Source organism: Nostoc sp. ATCC 53789, assembly GCF_009873495.1.
GTDB classification, from domain to species: domain Bacteria; phylum Cyanobacteriota; class Cyanobacteriia; order Cyanobacteriales; family Nostocaceae; genus Nostoc; species Nostoc muscorum_A.
Genome location: NZ_CP046703.1, coordinates 2875802 through 2890270, shown reverse-complemented (window position 1 = coordinate 2890270; position 14469 = coordinate 2875802). Strand labels below are relative to the sequence as shown.

The 14469-nt window shown below is 41.3% G+C and carries 12 protein-coding genes; 2 read left to right on the top strand and 10 right to left on the bottom strand.

Annotation, left to right across the window (positions count from 1 at the left end; genetic code table 11):
- Window positions 1–8 precede the first annotated feature (8 nt).
- The 5 genes from tsf to GJB62_RS11810 form a co-directional block, all read right to left on the bottom strand.
- Entirely contained in the window at window positions 9–953 is a 945-nt protein-coding gene (gene tsf, locus GJB62_RS11830; RefSeq protein WP_114080379.1) for a translation elongation factor Ts, read from the bottom strand.
- Window positions 954–1168: 215 nt separating this feature from the next.
- Window positions 1169–1963: a 30S ribosomal protein S2 gene (rpsB, locus tag GJB62_RS11825; protein ID WP_114080498.1), complete on the bottom strand. Its 795-nt coding sequence runs from the start codon at window positions 1961–1963 to the stop codon at window positions 1169–1171.
- 232 nt (window positions 1964–2195) lie between these two features.
- Window positions 2196–2360, bottom strand: a complete 165-nt coding sequence (locus tag GJB62_RS11820) for a hypothetical protein (RefSeq protein WP_159402508.1) — start codon at window positions 2358–2360, stop codon at window positions 2196–2198.
- A 400-nt stretch (window positions 2361–2760) separates the two neighbouring features.
- Complete coding sequence (locus GJB62_RS11815; RefSeq protein ID WP_114080378.1) at window positions 2761–3480, bottom strand: Uma2 family endonuclease; 720 nt, start codon at window positions 3478–3480, stop codon at window positions 2761–2763.
- A 50-nt stretch (window positions 3481–3530) separates the two neighbouring features.
- Window positions 3531–4328, bottom strand: coding sequence for an HAD family hydrolase (locus GJB62_RS11810; protein WP_114080377.1), 798 nt, complete (start codon window positions 4326–4328; stop codon window positions 3531–3533).
- 104 nt (window positions 4329–4432) lie between these two features.
- On the opposite strand from GJB62_RS11810, the gene GJB62_RS11805 reads away from it, so the two are divergent.
- The gene (locus GJB62_RS11805) at window positions 4433–5251 is read left to right on the top strand and encodes a hypothetical protein (protein ID WP_114080497.1); all 819 of its coding nucleotides are present in this window, start codon (window positions 4433–4435) and stop codon (window positions 5249–5251) included.
- Between the two features lie 52 nt (window positions 5252–5303).
- Here GJB62_RS11805 and GJB62_RS11800 read toward each other — a convergent pair whose 3' ends face one another.
- From GJB62_RS11800 to GJB62_RS11785, 4 genes are all read right to left on the bottom strand, one after another.
- Window positions 5304–6008, bottom strand: coding sequence for a DevA family ABC transporter ATP-binding protein (locus GJB62_RS11800; RefSeq protein WP_012411823.1), 705 nt, complete (start codon window positions 6006–6008; stop codon window positions 5304–5306).
- Window positions 6009–6113: 105 nt separating this feature from the next.
- Window positions 6114–7268, bottom strand: a complete 1155-nt coding sequence (gene devC / locus GJB62_RS11795) for an ABC transporter permease DevC (RefSeq protein ID WP_114080376.1) — start codon at window positions 7266–7268, stop codon at window positions 6114–6116.
- A gap of 249 nt (window positions 7269–7517) precedes the next feature.
- A complete protein-coding gene (locus GJB62_RS11790) occupies window positions 7518–8942 on the bottom strand; it encodes an HlyD family efflux transporter periplasmic adaptor subunit (RefSeq protein ID WP_012411825.1) in 1425 nt (474 codons plus the stop codon).
- 997 nt (window positions 8943–9939) lie between these two features.
- Window positions 9940–10677: a phycocyanobilin:ferredoxin oxidoreductase gene (locus GJB62_RS11785; protein WP_114080375.1), complete on the bottom strand. Its 738-nt coding sequence runs from the start codon at window positions 10675–10677 to the stop codon at window positions 9940–9942.
- Window positions 10678–10878: 201 nt separating this feature from the next.
- Here GJB62_RS11785 and GJB62_RS11780 point away from each other — a divergent pair, with 201 nt between their 5' ends.
- Window positions 10879–11088: a hypothetical protein gene (locus tag GJB62_RS11780; protein WP_114080374.1), complete on the top strand. Its 210-nt coding sequence runs from the start codon at window positions 10879–10881 to the stop codon at window positions 11086–11088.
- 327 nt (window positions 11089–11415) lie between these two features.
- Here GJB62_RS11780 and GJB62_RS11775 read toward each other — a convergent pair whose 3' ends face one another.
- Complete coding sequence (locus GJB62_RS11775) at window positions 11416–13722, bottom strand: IMS domain-containing protein (RefSeq protein WP_114080373.1); 2307 nt, start codon at window positions 13720–13722, stop codon at window positions 11416–11418.
- Between the last annotated feature and the right edge of the window lie 747 nt (window positions 13723–14469).

Sequence of the window (14469 nt, the reverse complement as noted above, 5' to 3'; positions counted from 1 at the left end):
CAATAATATTACTTACCGCCCATTTGTGCAGCGACTTCATCAGCAAAGCTAATTTCTTGCTTCTCAATGCCTTCGCCCAATATATAGCGGACAAAGCGAGTCACTTGAATCTCTTCGCCTAATTGCGCCTTCGATTGCTTAAAAAGGTCTTCGACGGAAATACTCTGATCGCGGATGTAAGGCTGATCGATCAAAGTCAATTCTTTCAGGCGTTTTTCAATCCGTCCCTGAACAATCTTTTCTTTGATATTCTCTGGCTTGTTCGCCAAATCATCCTTGCCCATTTCAATGTCTTTTTCTTTTTGGGCAACTTCGGCAGGGATTTGGTCTACGCTTACATACTCGACATTTGGACAAGCCGCAACTTGCATTGCAGTGTTCCGTGCCAAGCTTTGGAACTCTGAGTTAGCAGCCACTGACTCAGTTTGGGAACCCAGTTCTACTAATACACCAACTCGACCGCCAGTGTGAATGTAGCTGTCTACTACGCCTTGTGTGCCTTCTGCTATTGCAAAATTAACAAAGCGGCGCACTTGGATGTTTTCACCAAGGGTGGCAATAGTTTGCTTGATGGATTCTTCTACAGTCGCACTTTCATTCTCAATATAGGGTTGAGCCAGCAAAGACTCAACACTATTAGCTGTCGCTGCTTGCTTTGCCAGGTTCTTAACTAAAGCTTTAAAAGCTTCGTTACGAGCAACAAAGTCGGTTTGGCAGTTGACTTCAATGAGTACACCCACTCGACCACCTGGCTGAATGTAAGTGTCTACTAGACCTTCTGCCGCAATGCGATCGCTTTTTGCCCCCGCTTTAGAGATGCCCTTTTTCCGTAGCCAGTCTGCGGCTTCTTCTACGTTGCCTTCAGTCTCTATCAGCGCCTTTTTGCAGTCCATCATGCCGGCACCAGTTTTTTGGCGTAGCTCTTGGACGAGTTTTGCAGATATTTCCGCCATTTTGCCTCAATTCCTAACTTGACCTCGAGTTGTAATCACTCACCTAATTTAGTGCTGAGTGCTGAGTTTTGAGTGTTCAGTCATCAATTTTATTCTTCATTGACAAATCACAACTTAATAACTTCAAAAATCAAGACTCAGCATTATTAAATTTGCTGAGTCTTTCTATCTTACTTACTCAGCACGGGCTAAACCTTAGCTTTCCGCTAACAGCACTATTCTTCTGGTTCCTCTTCGGGAATTACGGCATCAGTATATTCGGTTTCTTCGTAGTCATCGTCATACTCACTACCATCGTAATCCTCGTAATCATCTTCAGCATCTAGCTGACCGTGACGACCTTCATAAATGGCATCTGCCAATTTTCCGACTATCAGTTTAATTGATCTGATAGCATCGTCGTTTGCTGGGATGGGGATATCTACTACATCTGGATCGCAGTTTGTATCCAACATGGAGACAATGGGAATATTCAGCTTTTGGCATTCTTGAACTGCGTTATATTCCCGTCGTTGGTCTACGATTACCACGATATCGGGCACTTTCCGCATTGTTTTAATGCCGCCTAAATATTTCTGAAGCTTCGTCATTTCCCGACGTAGCATTGAGGCTTCTTTTTTCGGTAATAAATCTAGTGCGCCAGTTTCTTCACGGCGTTCTAAATCTTTCAAACGGTCAACCCGTGTTTTGATGGTTGCCCAGTTCGTCAACATTCCGCCCAACCAGCGTTGGTTAATGTAGTGGGAACCACAACGGCTAGCTTCTTGGGCGATAATTCCAGCTGCTTGGCGCTTGGTGCCGACAAAAAGAAATTTCTTCCCTTGTTCAGCGTGCGATCGCATGTAATTGTAAGCATTATCCATCAACTGGGCAGTTTGCACCAAGTCGATAATATGCACACCATTGCGGGAAGTATAAATGTAAGGAGACATTTTTGGGTTCCAACGCCGGGTCTGATGCCCAAAGTGAACCCCTGACTCCATCATTTGAGCCAATGAAACTACTGGCATATATTTTTCAACTCCGATTCGGGTTAAACCTCCATCCAAGTGTATTTCCCAACCTGGGAAACACCCGAATTCTCAGATGTGCGAGATTAGTTAACCATACTAGGTTAGCACATTCGCTAGAGTGTTTGGTAAGGGCGATAAAAAGCGCTGCCCACTCAACAATAGGAAGCGCTATGCTTTTATTTAACTCAGAAATTACCAATTAGTTAAACTAGCCCAAAAAACCTATCTACTAGCGTTCTTCCTCATCCTTGCGCTTGGTTTTTTGTCGTCTTTGTTCTACCTGCTCATCGATAGTTTCTCTCATTTTGCGATCGGCAGCGTCCATCGCAGAATACTTAAAACGGTTGATTATGCCACTGAAGAAGTTGCTAAAGAATCTTTCAATTTCCTGCATAATTTAATACCTCGGTATTTAAAGGTAAATTCTTGACTTTACATTGGTCTTGGAATTTCTATTGGAAGTTGTAAATAAAACGCTAACCTCTGAAAATCACTGTATAAAACAGTTTCCTCAATCAAATTAGTACTGTTGAGATTTCTGAGATTGAAACGTGGTATACCCCATATATTGTATTCTGTCTAAGGTAATAAATATAGCAAAGACATAAGTAACAAATTGTTTACTTGGGATTGGGCTGAGATAGAAGCAAAACTTGGTAGATGATCTCGAACGGCTTAATTTTCTGTTGTAAATTAATGGGTGAAAAATTCAGATATAGCAAATTACCAAACCCAGACAGGGTAAAGCTTTTCAAACCATCTTGCAGTAAATTACACGTATCTTAGTTTCATTGTTACTGAATAGTATCAGGATCTACATTGAGCGATCGCAACCTAGCCTTCAACTTTTCTATCTGCAATTCTGCATGTTCTGCTCGTTGACGTTCTTGTTCTACTAGTTCTTCTGCCTGCTGTCTTGCTAAAACTTCTTGTCGTAAAGCTTCTGCCAGTTCATTTGGAATCAGTAATTTTTCCCCTGTATCCTCTCGATAAAATCCAATTAGCCTTCCCTCAACCACCAAGCGTAGTTGTAACGGTTCACTGCGCCCATCTTGTATAGGTTCGTAAATTTCTCCCCGCAGGCGATAGCCACGTAGCTGTTGTTCCACCCACTCACCTTTAGGGTCAAATAGCCAGTATTCCTTGACACCTAACTGCTCATAGAGAGTCTTTTTAAAGATTTCGTCTTGTCCCTTAGTCCCAAAGGATGTCATTTCAAAAATAACTGTGGGTACTTGACCCTCTTCCCAGATTTTATAGTTGTCCCGACCACCGGGTGCAACATCAAAAATCACCATCACATCTGGGGCTACCCGCAACTTAGGAAAGCCTTGTGCATAGTAAAGAAATTGATTTCCCAATACTGTTGCCTGACTATTTGCCAAATACTGTTGCAGGACTTCTAAGGTAGTTAGCAAGGCATAAAGGTGGTCGTAAGTTTCTGCTACTGGTTGACCATCAGCACTGGGGTAGAAGATTTCTGATTCGACACTAACAGGTAGAGTAGCCGTCATAGTTGTAAAATCAGTGCTACGAGATTATTGTAGAACAACTTTACTTCTCCCTAACTTGAGATGTGCAAGCTTTTCAAAATATAACTAGATAACTCGCAAAAGCCTTCACCTTCGGCAGCATTGGTAATATAAGCAGGGTGATATTTCAACTGATTCATATATTCCAAAACGTTTGCCACACCTACAGAAACAGGAAAATAACGCCGATCAAATAAACTTTCATCATTGGGACTATCGCCAACAGTGACAATTTGTTCTGGCGAGTAATGGGGCAAATATTCGCGCAATACCTGCAACAATCCCACAGCTTTATCTTGCCCTTGGGGTTTAATGTGACACTGCACGTTGCTATAGGTAAATCCCCAACCCATTTGTTGACAAAGACTGTCTAGGGTTTGTAGTTCATCTTGACTCAAACCAGCTACATCAAAAGTCCAGTCAGTGACACGAAAGCGATTATCAGCAGATTCTTGGATTTGAGGAAATTTAGTTTGTAAATTTTCAAAAGTCGTAGCCAAGTGCTGGCGATGTTTGGCTAAATCGGAAACAGGTGTTAATACTACTGGTTTGTGATTCCCAGATGGAAAGTACAAACCACCATTTTCTGCGATCGCACCTGCAACCGGCATCAGGCTACTCAATCCACTCACCCACCCAGCAGAACGCCCTGTAACAATCATCACCTTAATGTCAACTGCCGCTAAATCCTCTAAAGCTTGTAGCAGTGGGGTAGTAAATTTTCCTCGTCTAGTTAGCGTGCCATCCATGTCTGTGGCTATCAGACGAATATTGCTAAAGCTTGTAGATGAAACGTCAGACAGGGCAGGGACATTCTGGTGTCTGGACATACGCGGTTTTGTAAAAACTGTTAAAAATATTAATGATACAGCAAGATGGCATTGAAGATTTGGGCATCCTAAACATCAGGAGTCAAGTTTTTCAGTTTCCAACCATGCCCACTTCGATGTATCTTGCCCAAACCCCAGGAAAGCCTAAAAAAGCATCCCAGGAAGTGCCAGCAAGTAATCCTCAAATACCAACGTTATTGTTGGTAACTTCTGGAGGACTGGCTTTAGTGGTGATTGCTTTGATTGTATATAGTAAACTCCAGATAGATAAGCTGGAGAAAAAAATTAAGTTTGAACAATTCCGGGCGCGAGAATTAGAGAAAAAGTTTAAGCTGGCGCTGGAAACGATTCGCAAAATGGAAACTAATCCCGATTTGGTCAACTCACGGGACTTTAACCTAGATTATCTGCGAATGCGGATGTCAGAGGAGGTGTTTCATTTTGCAATCCTTAATCAAGTGAAGATTCAGATCAAAGAAAAAGTTACTCAAGCCCTGCGGCCAAATCAAGCGCAACAAGGATCTGTCGGAATTGCTAATAGCGCTGGACGGCAGGTAGATGAAATTTTTGATGTAGAGTATGAAACTGGTAGTCCAGGAAATTCTGCTAAACGAGTGCTGTTCCGTATTCAAGTCCGGTTAATGAAGTTACCAACGCAAGCAACTTCTGCAACTATTAGTCAAATTATTGACTGTATAGAAACTTACCTAAGTCCCATAGAAGATGAAGATAGTTGGCAACCAACAATTCAAGGTCGGATTGCTACTATGCATTGGGATCAAAAGGCTAAACCCACGCCTCTGCTGGTTCTGGAGCAATCAAATGAAGGCGTGAATGTGACTTTCCGTACTAGTCGCCAACCAAATGCCCCAACTCCGCCAAACCAACCTGGAATGAAAAAATCAGGCTCGGCTAGACAATAAATTCTGGCTGTCATTGGTCATTAGTCATTGGTCATTTAGAAAGGGCAAATGGCTAAATGGGTGCATTTGAGGAATTACGGGTTAAAAGACCATCTTCCATTTCTACAATGCGATCGGCTATGTCTAAAATGCGGTTGTCGTGTGTCACTAATAAGATAGTAGTTCCCTGATTTTTGGCCAGACTCTGCATTATTTCTACAACATCGCGTCCTGATTGTTTGTCTAATGCTGCTGTTGGTTCGTCTGCTAGCACCAGTGGGGGACGATTCACTAAGGCGCGAGCGATCGCAATTCTTTGTTTCTGTCCACCAGAAAGATTATCTGGGTAGTAATCAACTCGTTCTTCTAGACCAACAGACCCCAGCATGGCTTTTGATTTAGCCATTGCTTCTGTTTGAGAAATATTATCATTCAACTCCACCGCCATCTGCACATTTTGCTTCGCAGTCAAGAACCCTAGCAAATTGTGAGCTTGAAAAATATAACCAATGTTGCGTCGCATTTGTACCAGTTTGTTTTGACTGACACCAACGAGTTCTTCACCTAGAAATTTTAAACTTCCCTCTTGTACAGACCGCAAGCCACCAATTAAGCTCAGTAATGTGGTTTTACCGGAACCTGATGGCCCGGTCATAATTACAATTTCACCAGGATAAATTTCTAGGTTAATATCAAATAATATCTGTTTTCTCAATGCGCCTTTGCCATAGTAATGATTGAGATTCTTAATGGCAATTACAGGTTCTTTTTCGATCATGTTTTTATTAGCTGTAAGTTGGGGTTTTCAAAAATTAAGTTTTCTTAATTCTCAATTTTATAAGCTCTATCTATTGATTATTAATTTTAACTAATATCACATTAATTAAAAGATATCTGCTGGATCTGCGGAACGTAATTTTCGGACTGCGATCGCACCGGAAATAATGCACATCAGCATAGTCAAAATTAATACCATTACGGCACGGTCAAAACTCATAAAAACTGGTAAAAGTGTTGCATCTCTAGCGCTCTGATACATAAATAAAGAAAAAACTATTCCAGGGAAGTATCCTAAAACGGCTAATAGTAAAGCCTCTTGAAGAATTACGGTTAATAAATAGTTTTGTGTATAGCCTATTGCTTTGAGAGTAGCGTATTCAGCTAAGTGGTCTGCTACTTCTGTATAAAGGATCTGATAAACAATCACAGTTCCTACAATGAAACCCATGACAGTCCCTAATGTGAAAATAAATCCAATAGCTGTACTGTTTGCCCAATAATTCCGCTCAAAATCAATAAATTCCTGCTTGGTTAAAACATTCACCTCTTTAGGTAAATATTGTCGTAGTTCTTGAGCAACAACTTGAGCATCTGCTCCCGGTTTTAATCTAATCAGCCCAATATCAATTAATCCTTTTTGACGATTACTGAATATTCGTAGAAAGTTAATATCACTTGTAATTAAATTACCATCTGCACCGAATGATGCACCTAATGTAAATAGTCCCTCTACTTTAATTCGCCGCCTTCGTACCTCTGCTGTTACAGTCTTTCCTTGGCTAAAATTAGCAGCAATAGGCCCATATTCTACCCGAGAAGAACGGTCAAATAAAACTACATCCGGGAGTTTAAGTTTCTCTAAGTTCTCTTGAACACCAGGTAAGTTAACTATATTAGTTTCTGGGTTCATTCCAAAAATTAGAATACTACGAGGACGGCCTGTTATAGGATTTTTCCAGATTGTAAAGTCCAAATATATAGGATGTACTGATTGTACTGCGGGTAACTCTAAAGCTTTATATAAACGTCTTTGAGAAAAGCTCCTCATCGCCAAAACAGCGCTAGATTGACTATTAATTAAGACAATATCACCTTGCAAGCTGTTATGAAATCGAACGTTACTATAATATAAGGCATCTCGGAAGCCAAGTTGCATAAACATTAAAATATCAGCAAAAGAAATTCCTGCTAAAGCCACAGCTAGGCGAGTTTTTTCCCTTGTCAGTTGTAGCCACGACAGAGGTATTTTCTGATTCATTTTATAGGTATCCAAGCACAGCTATTATTTACAGCAGAATTCAGAATTTAGTAGTCAGAAAGCAGATGTAGCAAGTTTTAATACCTGGCTTTGAAGTTTAGGTTATTTACCTCACTTAATTACAAACTGCTGTAATTTATCAGGCATTGTTTATAGAATGTTTAAAGTTGATAAAACAGCCTAGCTAAAAACATCTCCAATTCAAAGTATCAAATCAGAAATTGGTATTACTGCTCATCCATAACTTAACTAGTTATTAATTTCAACAACCACTTTAGCGTAAGTTAAACCAGAAACTTTTTGGCTATCTTCTGGAGGCAAAGCAATTTTAACTTCTACAACTCTGGCATCCACATCTGCTGCTGGATCTGTATTTAGCACGTCCTTTTTACCAATTTTTCTGCCAATTTCAGTGACAGTTCCCTTCAATTCGCCACTAAATGCTCCATTATCGCTACTTATAGTGGCGTTTTGGCCAATTTGCACTTTACCAATGCTGTCTTCGGCTACTTCAGCAATCACATACATTTGGCTAGTTTGGCCAATTTCAGCAATACCATTTGCACCTATGGCTTCACCTGATTTGGTATAAACTTTTAAAATCTCTCCAGCAATTGGTGCTTGAACGTAGCTTAACCTTAGTTGTGCTTCGGCTTTTCTGACATTTGCGATCGCATTACTAACTTGAGCTTGCGCTACTTGCACATCGGTAGGACTAACATCTAAAATCCTGCTTAGTTTGGCCTTTTCTTCCTCAATTTGTCTTTGCAAAGTTGCTAAAGTTTTGTCACGGTTAACTTTCGCTTCGATTAGCTGCTGTTGCAATGTTGCTAAATTTTGTATTTGGTTAGCTCTAGCCTCGGCAAGTTGCTGTCGTATGGTTGCTAACGTTTGCTTTAGGGTAGCTTGGCTTTCGGCCACCTGTTGATTAGAAGTTACTGCACTCAAGCGTCTGCGATCGCGCTCTTGCTGAGAAATCGCACCTTCTCGGTATAAAAAATCATAGCGTCCGGCATCGACTTGGGCATTGCGCTGTTCGGCTCGGATACGTGTAAGCGTTGCTCTGAGAGCTTCTCTTTGTCCACTGAGTTCAGCTTCTAAACGATTCACAGTTGCTTGCTGAACAAGTTTATCCCCACTTAACTGAGCTGCAATCCGGGCGATCGTTGCTTGTTGAGCATCCCTTTCCCCAACAAACTGCGCTTGTAGGCGAGCAACAACTGCTCTTTGGGCTTGGATATCTCTTGGAGATCCAGCCCTAACTTGCGCTAAATTCGCACGGGCTTCTTGCACTTTGGCTTTCGCCTCTTCTAGTCCGGCTATTTGAGTATCGCGGTTGTCCAAAATTGCCAAAATTTGGCCTTGCTTTACTTGTTCACCCTCTCGCACCAGAAGTTGCTGAATTCGTGACGATGGCGCTAATCCTGATGATGGGGCGGACAATTTAACAACTTCGCCTCGTGGTTCCAAACGCCCTACAGCACTAATGCTATTGGTAGATGGCATTACGGGTACAGATGTAGTGAGTTTTCTCAGCTGCTCAATTTTGGCTGTACCTAGTATCCCAGCCGCGATTACTATTGGCACAGCTACAGCGATACCCCACCAAATCTTAGGTTGTTCTTGATTAAGTGCCTGCTCACTTGGCTTTGGCTTTTCAGTCACCCTTGACATAGTATGTTGCCCGTTTACCTGAATTGTGCTGATGGAAGTAAAAATAAAAGGGTTTTTAATCAACAGCCAGCTGCTTAGGACAAACAACAGTGCTTTAAAGCTGGGTATGGCTTAAAATCCATTGCGTGATGAACGCTCAACACTATGGTTTTGCAAAATGGTGTTTTCTAATAGCGATGTCTGACGACAAGACGCTGACGCTCCTTCTCTGCGAGACGCTACGCGAACGTCGCTACCGCTTCGCTAATGCGTCTACGCTTGTACCCTACGGGTAGCAATACTTGTCGGGTTTTGGGGGAAAGGGACTTTATATATCGAGCCTTCCACTCCTTTTCCCTTTAACGAAGCAGTATTGCTAGGGGTAGCCGCTATGCGTCTATGTATGCAATACATTGACCTCACTTCCATTCCTCTTGCCTTTTAGGAGAGAAGAATGGAAGCTTGCTTACTTACTTGGGGTTAGGTCTGTATTGAAACGAGAAGCGCTATAGTAGCTGGCTATTCAATAACTCTGAGTATTATTGAGACATGAGTGTAATGGAAATTAGCAGAATCAAATCTAGATATAGAGACGCGACATATCATGTCTCTACACAAAATCCCAAAATGGTATGATGCGATACTGTACTGCTACATCAACTACGGCTACATTTGTCCCAAAATTGACAAAAATAGACTGTTGCCTTGTTTGGATACAATCTTGCTACAAAAGTTAGTCTTCCTTAAGTGAATGAATGATTAACTAACTAAAAAATATCTATCAACTTGAGCATTCCTAACATCAGAGTTTCCTTAACTTTCTGGTCAATGAGTTAGCTGTCTCTAGTTGCTTGCACTTGCCAAGACAACCAACCATTTTGTGATATTTGCTTCAAAGACCTGACTACTCTCCCTGTTGGCGTTTTGGGACTCCATTAAACTCTCGTTGAATGAATTCTACATTTATCTGTGACGTGAAAACGTAACAGAGCCTACAGATGAGGAGATGAGGGAATGATTAAGTTGGAAGGTCGAATAAAACTGTGGTCATATAATTTTCTGCCCAAACTGGACCAAAGGCTTTTTCTAGTACACGGCGGGTTTTATCGTTTTGCTGCTGTTTGGTGCAGTAGTTGTGTTGTCCAGCGAGATTTTGTGTGACTTGTTCGACTGAAACAGGATGTGAAGCGATCGCTTGCATACAATGAATGTCTAAAAATTCTCGCACACGCGACAGAAACATTGCTTCTTCTTCTGGGGAACCGGGGCGCACAAAGATGCAAAAATCCGAAAAAATATTTCCCCATTCTGGTAATTCACGGGGTTGGGAAAAGTTAAGCACTGGTAGCTGTGCCAGTGCAGTAGTATAAGATTCGGGTAAGGTGCGCTCTAATTGGATAGGGGAAAGGTCTGCGATCGCTGCACTAATTTGGCCTCTACCCCCAACTAAATCGCAACCAAACATCGGCAGGTTGTATTCGGGACGGGGAAACATGACGCAGTGCAAAATATCCAGCATATTTCCGATTTTTGCCAGTTCCAAGTGCATTTTGCGAAACTGGGGCGTTTGATAGCAGCGATTTTCAATCGTCAGTTTTTCGCCTTCTAGTCTACCTTCCACATACCCCAACTCATCAGGCAAATGGTAGGGCGATAGATCCAGGTGCTGATGCCAAGCTGCCTCAATACAATCAGCTAGCTGACGAATTAGGGGATGTTGTTGCTCACGCAGCGAGGGCATAGAAGTAAATGACATAAGCTAGTTGGGAATGCGAATCTAATGCCCAGTCTACAACCTGTCGTGCCACACCTGTGTGGTCTGCAATATAAGCAAACAGTTCCACACAGCCAACGTAAAGTTATACGACAGATGCTTTTCACAAAGATTATTTATTTTGTAGTCTAGGTTACAGAAATAATTTTAGATTAGCCCACTTGTGAAGGCTAATAGAAAGCTATGAAACTAGATTCTCGTAGACCAGATTTTGCTGTGCAACCAAGAAGGCAGAATCTGGAGGATTTAAATTGGGTAAAACTTTTGCAACTTCCTAACCCCTTTAGTTTTGACGAAGCACTTTTATTATGTCCGGTTTCAACAGATGAGTGGCTAGCCTGGATTCCAGATCATGGGGAGGCGATACTCAATATCAGACATTTTTGCTACTAAGTATTTTTTAGGCTTACTATTTGATGTTTGAAAATATATGTAGTGGCATGGCAAGACTAAAATAGTTTATTAAAAGTAGGTTGGGTGAAGCGAAGCGCAACCCAACATATATAAGAATGTTGGGTTACGCAAAGCCTCCACCCAACCTACAATCAATTTTTTGCAATATTTTAGCCTTGACACGCCACTACAATACCTATTTACGTTTCGTAACAGACTTAGTTTTTTACGCCAACTTACTTATCTCAGTAATAACTATGTGAAAAACCTTTCCTAATTAAATTGAATGATACAGCTTGTTGCAGATTCTCGCCGAAAAATTCCAACTTATCTGGTGAATTGATTTACAACAGATGTACTCTGAATACGCCATTTACCTCGTTCTCTAATCAAGTCATACCGAACTCTCAATTTATCGTTAGAAGAGTTTTTAAACTGACCATTTTCATATAACTGCGTCACTTCATTGACCGTAGCTTCTACTGCGGCCCGATCTGCAAATAAACCAATTTTCTCAACCGATTCTATCTTCAAACTATGGTCGAACTTGCGGTAGCGATTGTCTAACCTATTCTGTTGAGCAATTAACCGCCATTGAGATAAAGCTGAACCAGTTAAAATTTGCTCTAAATTATTAATCTCATGATTTGGCCCTAAAGCTGTGGCTTTGGTAGATAACCAAGTGTTAATAACTTGTTCTGCCTCTGCATTTGTTAAAAGGCCTTCTGCTAATTCTGGTTGTCTATTTGGATCGGGAATAGGTAGCGGTGGTTGGTTTATTTGTACAAACAACTGTAGATCACGCTGAGGAGGTTGAGGAAAAAACAGATTTTTTAACCATCCAAAAGTTGTTGTGGCTAATACCCAAAAAACTAATATGCTCACCAAAGAAATAAACACTCTCCATACCAGCCGTGTTTTCCCTTCTATGGTGTTCGCAAAAGTTCGCCGCCGTCGGGGACGACGAGAATGAGGACGATTATCTGGTACACGCTCTCGGATAGCAGATGGAGTGGGTTTTCTCCGCCTACGCTTTTGGTTATGAACTGGTGTAGCACTTTTAGCAGAACCGTTCAAATGCTGATTAGTGCCTCTGCTCATCCGTTCAGCAGCAGGAACGTCTGATTTTACACTTCCCGATGAACTCCACATAGGTGGTGAGAAGTTTGGATATTCGGGTGTTTCTTTTGTTGGTGTTTCTGGTAAATCGGGGTTAGGTATTTTGCTGTGATTAAATTGTGCTGAAGTCTTAGTTGAATTGTTATGAAAATGAGTATTCTTTGCCTTGGACTGGGGAAAATACTGGGGGTTAATTACAGCCCATTCATTAGTTGTTTCGGCATCAGTTGGCAGTGCTTCTAAATAAGCTTGTACCTGTTGGTTAGCAAAATAATCTTTTAAAAAAGCTTGCTGGTTTGCTAAATCTCGAAAATGGGGAAAGACTTCGTGTTGCAGCCACTGTTCTGCATATAGACACAGCCCTGGTAACAAATCTGGAGAGTCCTGAGATTTTTCCCGAATAAAAGCTAAAGCTTCGTACTCCTGACTAAGCTCTAAAACACGAGTTGCTTCTTCAGTTTGCCCCAAAAGTAAGGCACATAGCGACTGTTCTAAATGTACATCTTGGCGCTTGCCCAGACGCACGAGCATTTGTCTTGCTTGACGAATTAAAGCAGGTTGCCGTTGAGCAAATCCTCGCGCTATCAAGGCATAAACAGCTAAGTAAGTGGCAACAGCAGAATTGCGTTTGCTTTGAGCTTCAAATAACTTGTGCTGTTCTGCAACTGTTAAGTGGTTGCGTAACTGCTGGATAAATCGCAGAAAGTCATCTATGTTTAAACCAGAGTCATCATTATTCGTGCCATCAATGCCGCCCCGATCTTCTAAAAGATTTTGCAATAATTCTAAGCCTTGGCTGCGTTCGGCAGTTTTTTCTTGAGGTAGTGCGAGCAACTCCAAAATTCGATATGGCCGCAATTTGTAAAGATCAGCCTGAATTTCTGCCTGGATACTAGAGAACAAACCTTCGCGTACTAGCAGTTCTTGACCAGTTTCTAGGGATATGGCGGCATTTTCGTAGTGACCTTGCTGCCACTGTTCCCGACCTAATTCTAGGCAGGCAAGAGCAACAGTGAGAACAACATCTGGGTGTTCAGCACTTTCATAAATTTCTTCGTCTGCTAAATTATTGCTCTTTCTTGCACTTGTAGCACTATTTTTATTTACCAGGTACGGACGACCCAGTTTCAGTACAAGTTCGTATTCCCCCAACTCCTGCAAAATTAATAAAGCGCCAACTAATTCGTCTTGGGTAATTTCGATACCAAGACTCTGGGTATCACTACCCCTTTTGGTGCTTTCTGTACGATTTTCTTGTGCTACTGCGGCAGCAGCAAGATTATCAGGGTCATAGGCGTGGGCAAGATAAAGCTGATCGTAGGTACTGCGTTGTTTTGGATCTGATAAAACCACGTAAGCTTCTTCTATGAGTTGTTTACGAGAAGAAATTGCTGCCTGAGAATACTCACGTCGTGGCAATTGTACAATGCGATCGCTGTATGCCTGTCGCAATTGTTCTTCACTTGCCGCTAACGGTAGTCCTAAAATTCGGTAGTAATCTAGCGGAATTCGCACAGCCTACTTCCCCTGCACCGTGATCAACATAATTCACCTAGAGCTTTCCAGGCCTGTAAAACCGTGCCATAAAAATGCCGTATAGAATTTACTCTACAAGTGTATATTGCAACAACTCATTTTGTAACTTCCCGAAATTTTGAGTCACATTCTAGTACTAATTTTTTGCTTTCGCCTAGAAAGCCTCAATTGTTTGTCTTAATTCTTAGTATTTTTGTTTAACACGACTATTATCAGCCTTCGATACCACAAACCACAACTACCGCTTTTAATCACGGCATAAATGTTGTGGTTGCAAGAATCTATTGATAATTGATTTTTTTGGGACTTTCCCAGTATGGAAGTAACAAAAATACTACTATTGGGGATTGACCCTGATAACAGGAGAACAAAAATAATATCATAATTAACCTTTAATTACAATTACCTATTTGGGTATATGGACTTTTGCTTCATTTTTTCTAAATTGTTAATGGATATGCAGAAAGCAGTCTATCTTGATTGCTAGTCTATGAAGGGGAATAGTGAGAGAGAAAAACCCAAAGCGATATATATTGTCGTTAGAGTTAAATCCTCACGGGGTATAGGCTGAAAAGTTAAAAATCAAAAATTAAAAATTCAGCTATTCCCTAAGACCCTTTTTTGGTGCATAAATAAAGTTTGATTGTTGAGTCTGACAAACGCTAGCCTGTTAAAAGCCGAGGTGTTATCAGACCAACTTATTTAAGACCGTAACTTTAAGTTGTA

What these genes read in the sequence shown, in the direction of transcription:
- GJB62_RS11815 (WP_114080378.1), bottom strand. Translation starts at nt 3,480, where the DNA reads ATGACGGCTACTCTACCTGTTAGTGTCGAATCAGAAATCTTCTACCCC.
- devC (WP_114080376.1), bottom strand. Translation starts at nt 7,268, where the DNA reads ATGAATCAGAAAATACCTCTGTCGTGGCTACAACTGACAAGGGAAAAA.
- GJB62_RS11780 (WP_114080374.1), top strand. Translation starts at nt 10,879, where the DNA reads ATGAAACTAGATTCTCGTAGACCAGATTTTGCTGTGCAACCAAGAAGG.
- GJB62_RS11785 (WP_114080375.1), bottom strand. Translation starts at nt 10,677, where the DNA reads ATGTCATTTACTTCTATGCCCTCGCTGCGTGAGCAACAACATCCCCTA.
- GJB62_RS11805 (WP_114080497.1), top strand. Translation starts at nt 4,433, where the DNA reads ATGCCCACTTCGATGTATCTTGCCCAAACCCCAGGAAAGCCTAAAAAA.
- GJB62_RS11820 (WP_159402508.1), bottom strand. Translation starts at nt 2,360, where the DNA reads ATGCAGGAAATTGAAAGATTCTTTAGCAACTTCTTCAGTGGCATAATC.
- GJB62_RS11790 (WP_012411825.1), bottom strand. Translation starts at nt 8,942, where the DNA reads ATGTCAAGGGTGACTGAAAAGCCAAAGCCAAGTGAGCAGGCACTTAAT.
- GJB62_RS11800 (WP_012411823.1), bottom strand. Translation starts at nt 6,008, where the DNA reads ATGATCGAAAAAGAACCTGTAATTGCCATTAAGAATCTCAATCATTAC.
- rpsB (WP_114080498.1), bottom strand. Translation starts at nt 1,963, where the DNA reads ATGCCAGTAGTTTCATTGGCTCAAATGATGGAGTCAGGGGTTCACTTT.
- GJB62_RS11810 (WP_114080377.1), bottom strand. Translation starts at nt 4,328, where the DNA reads ATGTCCAGACACCAGAATGTCCCTGCCCTGTCTGACGTTTCATCTACA.
- tsf (WP_114080379.1), bottom strand. Translation starts at nt 953, where the DNA reads ATGGCGGAAATATCTGCAAAACTCGTCCAAGAGCTACGCCAAAAAACT.